This is a genomic window from Lichenifustis flavocetrariae, assembly GCF_026130545.1.
GTDB classification, from domain to species: Bacteria; Pseudomonadota; Alphaproteobacteria; order Rhizobiales; family Beijerinckiaceae; genus Lichenihabitans; species Lichenihabitans flavocetrariae.
Genome location: NZ_JAMOIM010000081.1, coordinates 1 through 10,862, shown reverse-complemented (window position 1 = coordinate 10,862; position 10,862 = coordinate 1). Strand labels below are relative to the sequence as shown.

Genomic DNA, 10,862 nt, shown 5'->3' with positions numbered 1-10,862 from the left:
AACGCTCAAGATCGAATCGGCTCATTCGCTAAGGGAATCAGCGATTTCCTTGCGTGGCAAGGGCCTGGGTAATTACTCGGCTCTAGTGCGCGCGGCCGATCCCGCACTTTTCGACGGTTGTCACAATGAGCGAGCCGCCGCGACGGCATCAGCGACTGTCGCGAAGGGCAGCACCAAAGACAGTGATGCGTCGAGCAGCAGCACCGCGCCATAGCCGGCATACCACGCTGCTGCCCGGTCGTTCTTGGCATCGATCAACATGCCGACGCCGCCGACTTCTTCCGCCACCCGCATGCAGCGATCGGCGGCGCGCAGGAGCAGGGCACCACCCAATCCACGACCTTGAACATTCTTGTCGATCGCCAATCGCCCCAGCCGAAACACCGGCACGTCATAGCGGCCGAGTCCCTTGCGGAGGATCGCCGGCGTGCGGGCATAGAGCAGCGAGGCAGGGCTCAACGTGTAGAAGCCGAGGATCCGTGTCGGCGTCGCGGCCGGCACAGCCACAAAACATTTCGCACCGCCGCTCTCATGGTTCTGCCGGGCATAGCGCAACAGGTAAGTATTGAGATCGGCCTCGCCGCAATCGAAAGCGCCGCGATCGTGCGATCGGTCAATGGGTAGTTCTGTCCATTCGACCGCGTTCATTCGAGCGTGAAGCCAGCCTTCGCGGCGCGGATGAGACGGGCTGGTGCGGGTGGCGGATTTTCCAGCAGGTCCAGCACGTGCAAGGAGTCGCGCTCGGATAATTGCAGACGCTCTTCACGCTCGATCACGGCTTCAGCCTGCGGCAGCATATTGCGGAGAATATATCCGGTCAGGTCGAGCCGCTCGATCGCCGCGGCGCGGGTCAGGACGGCTTTGTCTTCGGGCCGGAGTCGAAGCTCGACGCGGCCGTTGTCGGAATGTGGACGGGGCATGGGATCTCCTTTCCAGTCAGACTGTATCATACGGCTTCATTCCGTACAAATATAATCCGTACCATGAACGTACAAAGAATCGTCCCGCCCGCGGATCGTTTATGCAACATAAAGGACGTTATGTTACACTAACTGCCATGATCAAGTACGGCTCCCACGTCCCGAACACCGACCCGGCCAACAAGCCGATCAAACCGGCTGACCCGGCGCGCGCGGTTGCGAAAATCAAATCGCTGCCGCTCGCGACCGTTGACCAGTCCGGCGCCTTCGGCCGGCCGATCATCGTGCCGGCGCTCGTCGCCGGCGCCGGGCCGCGCGCCTCCAAACGCTTCGCCAATTTCTTCGGCTCGATCGCCAACGATAACACCCGGGCCGCGTATCAGCGCGCCTGCCTCTGCTTCTTCGACTGGTGTGACCGGAACGGCATTCCGGATCTGGGCGACATCGAGCCCATCCATGTCGGCGCCTATCTAAAGAGTATGGCGGACGGCTTCGAAAAGCCGACCATCAAACAGCACCTCGCCGCCATCCGCATGCTGTTCGATTATCTCGTCACCGGCCAGGTCATCGCCCTCAACCCCGCCCATTCCGTTCGCGCGCCGAAACACGTCATCAAGCGCGGCAAAACCCCGGTGCTCGTCCCGGATGAAGCTCGACGGCTCCTCGACAGCATCGACACCTCGACCCTCATCGGCCTGCGCGATCGGGCGCTCATCGCCCTGATGGCTTACAGCTTCGCCCGCGTCGGCGCCGCCGTTGCCATGCGGGTCGAAGACTATTATGGGCAAGGCAAGCGCTGGTGGGTGCGCCTGCACGAGAAAGGCGGCAAGGTCCACGAGATGCCCTGCCATCATAACCTCGAGCACTATCTCGACGCCTACCTGCACGCGGCAGGAATTCAGGAGGCGAAAAAGAGCCCTCTCTTCCGCTCCGTCCGCGGCCGAACAGGGCTGTTGACCGAAGAGGCGCTGCATCGGGTCGATACCTATCGCATGGTGGTGCGGCGGGCGAAGGCGGCGGGGGTCTCAGCCGCGATCGGCTGTCACACGTTTCGCGCGACAGGCATCACGGCGTACCTGGAAAACGGTGGTACCCTCGAGAATGCTCAAACGATGGCGGCACATGAGAGCCCGCGAACGACAAAGCTCTACGACCGCACAAGCGACCAGATCACACTCGACGAGGTCGAACGGATCGTGATTTAGGATGCAGACCGTGCTTGGACCGGAGCTGCTCAACGAGATTTCGCTTTTCACCTTGCGCGTTTGCACGCCGATTTATTGGCATGATCGCGAATTGGCCTTTCCGAAGGAAGTGCAAGGCGCGTCATGCTTTTTCCTGCGGTTCAAAGGCGGAGTAGTCGGCATCACGGCAGACCATGTCATCGAAGCATGGTCTGCGGCGCGTGCCCGAACACCGTCAATTGTGTGTCAGGTTCGCTTTGCGTCATTCGATTTGGACAGCGCTCTGATCGATCGAGACAAAACTCTCGATATCGCAACATTCTCTGTGTCGGAAGGCGAACTCCGCGCCATCGACGCCGTCACGATCGATTGTAGCGGCAGTTGGCCTCCGCCGGTCCCGGAACGAATGCGAGCGGCCAGCTTGGCTGGCTTTCCTAAGATCATTCGCATTGTTCACCGAGACCAATCAGCCGAGTTCAATGCTTTCGGCGCTCTGCCGGCAGTCGAAGATGTCACCGACAGCGAGATCATTTTTACCTACGATCCGGCGAGGGACGGACCAATGCACGGTAAAATGCCGCCACTCGGTTTCAATCTAAGCGGCTGCAGCGGAGGGCCGGTGCTGATGCACGGAGAACGAAACGGCCTTCACCGCTGGTTTCCGGTAGGCCTCATCACCGGAGGGCCAAGAGGCAAAGGCACAGGTGAGAGCGGTTCATTTGATATAATCCGAGCCCGACGGATCCACTGCGTCAACCCTGACGGCACTCTTCGTCGGGCTTCCCCCTCGGGCTGGCTTCCAAGCCTTTGATAATAAGAACATTTCGTATTAACCACATCTAAATGCGGAGTTTGCCGGGCAGTGAACGATGATTTGCAGTCCGCCTCCTTTCCTCGCAGGAGCCGCACGGATGGGTCGATCGGACTGTGAAACCCAGGAAAATGATGGACTGTACGACCCACCACTGGCACAAGGGCGGAAGCGAAACGGCCGGGCCGGATGCAAAGCTGGGCATCCTGGTAACACCCCCAGCGGCAAGAACCCACACCATCTTCATCTGAACGAACGTACAATTGCGCCGCGTCATCAAGCCTTTCACCGTCGAGGTTCGGTCAGGTAGCCGAAAATTCGCTACTCCGAAGCCGCTCGCGCCCCAGTGGCCACAAGCCGACGATCAGCCCTTCATTGCTGCTTGGCCGGAGACGCCGCTACCAAGGCCGGACGCGCCCGTGCCGTCCGAAGTGACTGGACGTGTCCTACCCGTGCTCAATGAGGCTGCTGATTCAGCAGTGAATGAGCCGAAAGTCCAGGCAAGATCCCGTCCAAAACGGGCGCCAGCGATCGAGGCGAAGGCTGCGGAAGAGGCCGAGGTACCAGCCCCACCAATGTCGGCCGAACCTACACTCCTTGCGGACGTCGCGAACTGGCCCAGCGAAAGTTCCACTGATAACTCTGATAAGGTGCAGGATCAGGACGAAGCCGCAAAAGCAGATCAGCCGCAGCTTTCCGCCGACAATAACGAGATGCCGGTAGCCGTTTGCGACTTCGATCCCCCGCCTGGACCGGGCGTCGGCCATTTACTTCCGGCAGTCGACACGAAGGTCATCGCCGCCACCCTCATCCTTCGTCAGGGTCGGGTGCGGCTTGCCCGGGCCGACTTTGCTCGTGGCGAGCGATGGAAGGCCCGGCTACCAATAGCGGTGCATCAAGCGGACAAGAGGCTCAAAAAGTTACAGCAACCGTGAGTTGCCGAAGCCCAACGACTTGGCTGCGGCTACCGCCGTCCGCAATCTGCATGCCGTGATAAAGGGGGGAGATCTGAATGGGGGATCGAAATGGTCACCCCGCAGCGATAGCCAGAGTGTGCGGTCAGCAGCGCAAAACCCGGGCCGGACCGGCCTGCTAAAGACCTTGAGTGGGCAAATCTCTGCCACGTCCGGGTTTGTTTGACATGACCAGCATTGCGTCTCCGATGGTCAGTGGATTTGTGGATTGTTTGTAGGCTCCAACACATCGACCGATTCCATGCCCCATAGCTCACATTCGTGAATAATCGCTGTATTCAGGATCACGAACAGCCGTGGATCACAAGTCTTAAACAAACGCCGGTATCCCCCAAGATACAATGCCTTGGCTTGGATTTCTGCTCTGCTCTTAGCTGGTATTACAGCGGTCATCACCAAGAGAAAATTTAGACTATGAAGGCAACCTGCTGTAACCTCGCTTTTCTCCTTGTTCAGAATCTCTAGTTGGTGATACACTTGTTCAGCCATCCTCATGCAGGCTAGAAGTGACATCTCCATGGGCACATCACGATACGTTGCCACATAATCGGCAAACACTGAATTGGGAAGAGAAGACGCTTGTGACTCTATTTTGTTGTCGTTTGTATTCATTGAAGTTCTCCGATTTCGAATGACGCAAGCGGGCTGCTCGCGGAGTGTGGCTCTTGGGGGGATATAGGCGTGGCGTCTTCGCCTAGGCTGCAGGTGGGTCGAGCGGGATCTCGGCCTGACCCTCGAACGCCACGATGGCATCAATAATGACGGCAGCGAGCGGGGACAGGCGATGGTAGGCGGGTGACTTTACAGCCTCGGTGAGATGTCGCACTTTCGTCCGAGCTTCAGCGACGGATTCTGGCGGCTTCATCGCGACTGCCAGAACATTCAACGCAAGGGTATGCTCGATGAATTCGCTCCCCTTGCAATCGCCTCTCGCGCGGTGCTCGGTGAGCTCTCGCTCCATGTCCTGCATCTCGGCAACGCGCTGTGCGATCGTCTTGTACTGAACGCCCTGGGCGTAGTGGGCCCGAATGGCGGCCGGGATATTGGATCGTGCTCGCTTTGAGCGTGGCAATTTGGCTTTGGTCAATGTTGTCATGTCATGTCCTTTGGGGGGGGGGATCTCTCTTCAGAGACGGTGGGTGTGAGATGGCCTCGTCCGGACGGATAAATCGCCGTGGCAGGTTTCCGGAGGTCGTTACCCAAGCGTCATCGGCAGGGCCTGCGGTCGCCAGGCCGATCAATGACGCCTTCAGGGCGTAGTGTGATGTGACTGTTTGATCGCCTGCGTCGCGTGAGGAGCGCTTAGGCTGAAGCGTGATGCCGTCGGGTCATCACGAATGGCTTCGTCTTTGTTGATCGTTCGACCGGAGCTTGCTCCGTGCGATTGCTATCGAAGTTCTTTCTGAGGGGAAAAACTATAATTACTTACTTATCTACCCCCTTTCCGATTTTACAAAGACGCGTCTTAACAGCATGGAATTCTATTGGATTGTATTCAACTGAAAGGGGATGATCTTACTTGATAGACTTAATGCGTCAGCTTGGTCCTCTATTTTCAGGCTAGTTTGGCACCAACCATGTGCAGCACAAGGAGGCGCGCTGTGTCCTGATGGCCTTATTGGGACATGGCCGCGCAGGAGCGCGGCCATGTCGGACCAAGGATGATAAGCTTCGGCCGCCTGTTCACATCTTATTCGATATCAAAGGCATACCGGACCAGCATACGCTCAATCACGCTGGCGATCCGGTCGATGTCGCTGCCTGTATTCATCAGCATGAGAGCGGAGGCTTTGCTGAGAGACCCATCGCTCCATTTCGTAGCACGCTGCAGCAGGTGGGGGTCAATCTGCAGGTCTTTGGCGCAGTAGAAGATCCCTTCATCGCGCATGGCCCAGGCTCCAAGGTTGTTTCGCGCGAGCCCGTCAAGCAGTTCTTTCTCGAACCGGCTCGCGCTCATGGTTTTGGGAAGCGTCACTTCAATCGCATCCGAGCTGACCGCGACCGGGCTAAAATACGGCCGCTCCAACTCCGCTTGCAACGACACGGCCCGCCATCGATCGTAGCCGGCTTCAGGCCCACTCACGATGTCATCGTCCTCCGAATGATCATCGACCGCATAGGCTCCGTAGCTCAGGGCAGCGAGGCCCGCCGGCTTATGCGTGGCATCGCCGATCATGATCACATGGACAGGATGACCAATCTTGTGCCCGATGGCTTCGACGGCCGGGCAGGTCATCACCACGAGATTGACCGTTTCGCCGGATTTGTAGCGCAGAGGGAACAAGTCGGTCTCAAAGGCTGCAAAGCAGCCATCGAGGCAAAGATCGGAGCCGCCGATCATTGGCCAGAGCCTACGGCCATTGGGAGCCAAGTGTTTCTCGCGGCGAATGTCTGTCCCGGCGGGAGAGAATGTTTTGTTCGTGGTTAGAAGATCGGCTGCGAGCACAAGGCGGCTGAAGGGATCGAGTGTACGCGCTTGCGTCTTGATCGCCTTGAGGTCGGTCATGGTGGAGACAGGCATGGAAAGTTCCGTTTTTCTTAAAGGGGGGGAAGATCCGGTTTGGATCATATTTTCATTCTCTTTATCAGTGACTTAAAACAAAGGTGTATTTTCGTTTGACCGCGCGGATTTCCGGCGAAGTCTTGAACTTGTGGTAAAAGCCGTTGCACGAACAAGCGGGTGCGTTGGAGTGGTCGCGATCGTAGGCTCCTGGTCAGGTCTCACATTATTCTGCGAGGGTTCCAACCGGTCCTGGATCTATACTGCCTCTTGGACCCCTGATTGAGGGCGAGCCCACCGCGGTCGCTCAGGAAGTGGTTCATTTCCCCATATGGGATGCACCGCCAAGGAGGTCTCACCGGGCGCTCACAACGCCTTATAGCGCTCGCAAGCCGTGATCCGTTGGGCACGCGGCCGAACCCGTCGCATGTAGATTTCCTGCTCGAGATAGGCGATCTCTGCCTCGCAGGCTTTCTCCTCAACCTCGACCCACCAGCATCGTGGTCGTCCGTCACCGCCGGCGTCCCACCTGTAGCCTCGCCGTTTCAGTTCGTCCTTCAGTTCGAACGGAGCACCCTCGGCCCAGAGCCTGATACGGGTTGTCTCGGCGCTAGCGATCAAGTGAGACAGGGCCGACGTCGCGGCGTCCGGCAGCGTGGCAGCCAGTATTTCCAGCAGGGCGTGGCAGTCGTCGACGGCACGATGGCCGTTGTGGAACAACCCGCACTGATTGATCAGGTAGCCAAGCTTGGCGCCCTCAAACCCGAACCCTGCCCAGTCGACTTCCTTGACCGAGCAGGCCCAAGGCTTCGGAGCAAAGCCGCGTGCCAGCCTTTCGCAGAAGGGCCTGTCGAAGGCGGCATTATGCGCAATGACGAGATCGGCGCCTTCGATAAACCGTTCGACCGCATCGATGTCGATCCTCTCGCCTTCCACCATGGCGGCCGTGATGCCGGTCAGACGCGTGATCTCCGGGCCGATCGGCCGCGAAGGTTCGTGCAAAGCGCTGAACACGCCAACGACGTCAAGGATCAAGCCGCTCGGGTTGTGGATGAAAGCCACCATGCCGAGTTCGATGATCTCATCGCGCGCATGATCGAGCCCCGTGGTTTCGGTATCGACAATCACGATGAGCTTTTCGCCCGCCGCAAGCGGGCGCGCTGGAGAGATCGGGCGAGGCAGAAGTCGGCGAAGGACCCGATAATCCTCATGTTCGGACAGAAGACGGGCCATGGTGTCGGGCTCCGGGATTGACGCGGAGCGCCGACGTCGTCCCGCGCCGCTGCTATGACGGCTTGTTCCATGAGGCCCGCCTTGACCCGGGTGCAGATCCCCGAACAGATCAAGCTGCGGGTGGGGCCCCGTCGAGGTCGAGATCAAGTCCGCTCCTCCACCTTTGTTGGAGACCCGCGACGGAGTCCGGCTTGGATCACCATGCCGGGACGCCGAGTTTGCCTGTATAGACGCTTCAGCCCAACCAGCTCAAATCCTGCCGTTTTCGTGACCCACCTTAGCGGCAGGTCGCGATTTCGTCGTTCAGGAATTCGGAGTTGGCGAGGGGCCGTTTGGCGGCCTGCAGCTTTCCAAGATACCGCGCTCATGCGACGGCTGTGGTTTCGTCCGCCCGCACGGCCGTGATTTCGGCATCGATCTCGCGCCGGATTGCCGCCAGCCGGTCGCGGCAAACCGCATGGGCGGCACGCGCCTCACGCAGGTCACTCGCCAGGGTGTCAATCGTTGCGGTGGTGCCGGTCGAGCGAAGCCGCTCGGCAATCGCCGCGAGCGTCGCATAAGCCTCGGCATAAGTGGCCGTCGGCGCGAGAGCCGGCAGCGGGGACGTTGGGGACTTATTCATCGGTGGGTCTCACAACTGGCAAGGGGATGCACAGCGACGACGGCCAGCACGCCATCACTGAATTCCAAGGTAAAGGTGCCGGCCTCCAGCGCAGCCGCCCGGGTCGGCAGCACCTGACCAGTGGGACCAACCGCGATGGCAAAGCCGCGCCGCAGGATCGCGCCATGGTCGAGGGTCTCCAAAGTGGAGTCAGCCTGCTGCAGCAGGATCTCGTGATGATCGAGAAGACGGGCCGCCGCTTCTGCAATGTCCTGGAGGACACGATCGCTCTCCCGGCTCTCGATCGTCACAGCGGTCTCGGCCTTGGCTATGATCCGGGCCATGGGAGCGTCGGGGTCGACGCGATTGGCCGCGTTCCGGATGCTGTCGGCGATGTGCCGCATGAGGGTGCGGACTTGGGCTTCCGTACGCTCGATCTGCAGCGGCACCGCTGAGGTCAGGGCCTGGTGCAATCGATCGAGGTCGTCGCCGACGCGCGCGGCTTGTTCGCAACGGCCTGCGGCCTCTGCCTGGACCTTGGCCCAGCTTTCCGCCAGTTCTGCCGCGACGACGGCGAGCCTCCGTTCCGCCGAGGCAAGGATCCGCTGAGACAGATGGGGGTCGCTGCAAGAAAGTGACTTCCGTGTACGTTAAACGAAAAGCGTCCGGAAATCCTGGGTTTAGCGGTCAACTCTTTGGATGTCCGGCATCCACCCCGGCGTCGACAAATCGGACAATTTGATTGACGGACAAGAATTCGGACGAGCCGTACATACTTTGTTCTTGTCTGGCGTACACTCAGCTCACTTTCTTGCAGCGACCCCCTCAATCCACGACGGCACTGATCGGGCATGTCCACATTTCGGCACGATGACAGTCGCCGCACCCGTAAATGCTCAGAAGCGTATTTCTGATCGTTCGGCCGCGTGCACCTGAGCCAGCGCGGCTATCACATGCGGCGACGCCGCGCCGCGCCGGCAAGGGCGAAGATTGCCAGCGACCCCGCCGCAAAGGCGAGGGTTGCAAATGGGTTGAGGCTGGCCCGCGTGTAGGCGCTCGATCGCATGACGTAGCCAGGGGCGTCGCCTCGGACGCGGCCAGCGCCTTTGGGAGAATGGAGGGAGCCGGACGGATCGCGGGGCGCCTCGCTGCGCTGCTCGAACGCGGTCACTGCGGGAGCAAGCAGGTCGATGAGACCGGGCGCAAAGCTGTTCAGGGTCGTCAGCGCCTTGCCGCCGCCGCCCACGATGATGTCGCGTTGGGGGTGCAGGGCCGCATGGAGGATCGCATTGGCGACCTCCTCAAGGCGGTAGATGGGCGGCGGCAGCGACGGCTCATGATCCATATAGTTGCGTGCGTGCTGCGGAAGTGGGGAGTCAATCGACGTCGGTTTCACCAAGGTGACCGCGATCGGGAGCCCCGCTTGCAGCAATTCCATACGCAGCGCGTCGGTGAAGCCCTTTATGGCGTGCTTGCTGGCCACGTACATCCCCTGCATGGGGAAGGCGAGGTCCGAGGCCACGCTGCCGACGTTGATCAGCCCGCCACCCTTCGTTCGCAGATGCTTCACGGCCGCGAGCGAGCCATACACCGTCCCCCAGAAGTTGGTCCGGAGCAGCCGTTCGCTATCTTCGTCGCTGACCTCCCAAAGGTTGCCGTAGATCGTCAGTCCAGCCACGTTGACCCAGGTGTCGAAGCCGCTATAGGCCGTCACGGCCGCTGCGACGATCTCGCCAACGTCCTCGCGCCGGCCGACATCGGCGACCACGTGGACGGCGCGACCGCCTGACGCGATGATCTCCGCCTGGATCGCCGCGAGCGCCTCGCCGTTGCGCGCCGCCATGACCACTCTGGCGCCGCGGGCGGCCGTCATCTTCGCCGTGGCAAGTCCGATCCCGCTCGATGCGCCCGTGATGACGACGACCTGCTCGGCCAGGGGTTTGCGGCGATGTCGCATTCAGTGTCTCATCCAACGCGACCGCAGATGGGGCTCGCACGGAAGAACCTAGCGCAGACACGGCAAACGCCTGGGGAGCGCGACACTCTGCAACAGCGGAGCAGAGGAGTCCTGGGGGACCATTTTCCGCATTTGCGGATTTCCTTCGGGCGCGTGCCGTTCAATTCATCGTCGCGGACAGCGCGCGCCCTGATGGCCAGCATGAACCAAGCATTCGGTCTCGACGCCTTCAACTTCACGCTGGCCGGCGCACGGGAGGGCTTCGGGCCCTTTCTCGGCGTCTACCTCCAGCATCAAGGGTTCGATCCCGCCCGCACCGGCTTCGCCATGAGCCTCGCCGGCATCGCCGGCATCGCCGCGACGGCGCCGCTCGTGGCGTTGATCGACCGCATTGCGGCCAAGCGCGCAGCCGTGGTCCTGGCCGTCGCCTGCATCGCGATCGGCGCGGTGCTCGTCGCCGCTTCGAAGCAGCTCTGGATCGTGGCGGCCGGGCAGGTCTTCATCGGCATTGCCGACAGCAGCCTGGCGCCTCTCGTGGCCGCCCTGACCCTGGGCCTCGTCGGCCGCGACCGTTACGCCGACCGCGTCGCTCGGAACGAGGCCTTCACCGCAGGTCGTGCCAGCCTCGCGCAAGGCCGCCGCGGCAGCCTCGACACCAAGCCGGACCGGTTCTGTCCCGGGC

13 protein-coding genes are annotated in these 10,862 nt (G+C 60.8%); 4 read left to right on the top strand and 9 right to left on the bottom strand.

Annotated elements, in window-relative coordinates:
- Window positions 1–120 precede the first annotated feature (120 nt).
- Window positions 121–648 carry a GNAT family N-acetyltransferase gene (locus M8523_RS34680; RefSeq protein ID WP_282589373.1) on the bottom strand — a complete coding sequence of 176 codons (528 nt, stop codon included), beginning with the start codon at window positions 646–648 and terminating at the stop codon, window positions 121–123.
- Window positions 645–920: a type II toxin-antitoxin system TacA family antitoxin gene (locus tag M8523_RS34675; RefSeq protein WP_282589372.1), complete on the bottom strand. Its 276-nt coding sequence runs from the start codon at window positions 918–920 to the stop codon at window positions 645–647. Before M8523_RS34675 ends, M8523_RS34680 begins: the two co-directional genes overlap by 4 nt.
- On the opposite strand from M8523_RS34675, the gene M8523_RS34670 reads away from it, so the two are divergent.
- The 3 genes from M8523_RS34670 (at window position 908) to M8523_RS34660 (ending at window position 3,850) form a co-directional block, all read left to right on the top strand.
- Window positions 908–2,125, top strand: a complete 1,218-nt coding sequence (locus tag M8523_RS34670) for a tyrosine-type recombinase/integrase (protein WP_282589371.1) — start codon at window positions 908–910, stop codon at window positions 2,123–2,125. The two genes, M8523_RS34675 and M8523_RS34670, sit on opposite strands and share 13 nt — an antisense overlap.
- 1 nt (window position 2,126) lies before the next feature.
- Window positions 2,127–2,915, top strand: coding sequence for a hypothetical protein (locus M8523_RS34665; RefSeq protein WP_282589370.1), 789 nt, complete (start codon window positions 2,127–2,129; stop codon window positions 2,913–2,915).
- A 263-nt stretch (window positions 2,916–3,178) separates the two neighbouring features.
- On the top strand, window positions 3,179–3,850 hold the full coding sequence (locus tag M8523_RS34660) for a hypothetical protein (RefSeq protein WP_282589369.1): 672 nt from the start codon (window positions 3,179–3,181) through the stop codon (window positions 3,848–3,850).
- Window positions 3,851–4,081: 231 nt separating this feature from the next.
- Here M8523_RS34660 and M8523_RS34655 read toward each other — a convergent pair whose 3' ends face one another.
- From M8523_RS34655 to M8523_RS34625, 7 genes are all read right to left on the bottom strand, one after another.
- Entirely contained in the window at window positions 4,082–4,501 is a 420-nt protein-coding gene (locus tag M8523_RS34655; RefSeq protein ID WP_282589368.1) for a hypothetical protein, read from the bottom strand.
- An 82-nt stretch (window positions 4,502–4,583) separates the two neighbouring features.
- Window positions 4,584–4,985: a hypothetical protein gene (locus M8523_RS34650; RefSeq protein WP_282589367.1), complete on the bottom strand. Its 402-nt coding sequence runs from the start codon at window positions 4,983–4,985 to the stop codon at window positions 4,584–4,586.
- Between the two features lie 594 nt (window positions 4,986–5,579).
- Window positions 5,580–6,410: a hypothetical protein gene (locus tag M8523_RS34645; protein ID WP_282589366.1), complete on the bottom strand. Its 831-nt coding sequence runs from the start codon at window positions 6,408–6,410 to the stop codon at window positions 5,580–5,582.
- Between the two features lie 345 nt (window positions 6,411–6,755).
- Window positions 6,756–7,766, bottom strand: a complete 1,011-nt coding sequence (locus tag M8523_RS34640; protein WP_428351960.1) for a 3'-5' exonuclease — start codon at window positions 7,764–7,766, stop codon at window positions 6,756–6,758.
- Window positions 7,767–7,986: 220 nt separating this feature from the next.
- A complete protein-coding gene (locus M8523_RS34635) occupies window positions 7,987–8,244 on the bottom strand; it encodes a hypothetical protein (protein WP_282589364.1) in 258 nt (85 codons plus the stop codon).
- Window positions 8,241–8,825, bottom strand: coding sequence for an exodeoxyribonuclease VII large subunit (locus tag M8523_RS34630; protein ID WP_345894360.1), 585 nt, complete (start codon window positions 8,823–8,825; stop codon window positions 8,241–8,243). The genes M8523_RS34635 and M8523_RS34630 overlap by 4 nt, the downstream gene beginning before the upstream one ends.
- Before the next feature lie 347 nt (window positions 8,826–9,172).
- Window positions 9,173–10,180, bottom strand: coding sequence for an SDR family oxidoreductase (locus tag M8523_RS34625; protein ID WP_282589362.1), 1,008 nt, complete (start codon window positions 10,178–10,180; stop codon window positions 9,173–9,175).
- Between the two features lie 201 nt (window positions 10,181–10,381).
- Between M8523_RS34625 and M8523_RS34620 the strand changes: the two genes are divergently transcribed.
- A partial coding sequence (locus M8523_RS34620; RefSeq protein ID WP_282589361.1) for an MFS transporter occupies window positions 10,382–10,862 on the top strand: 481 nt, incomplete at its 3' end.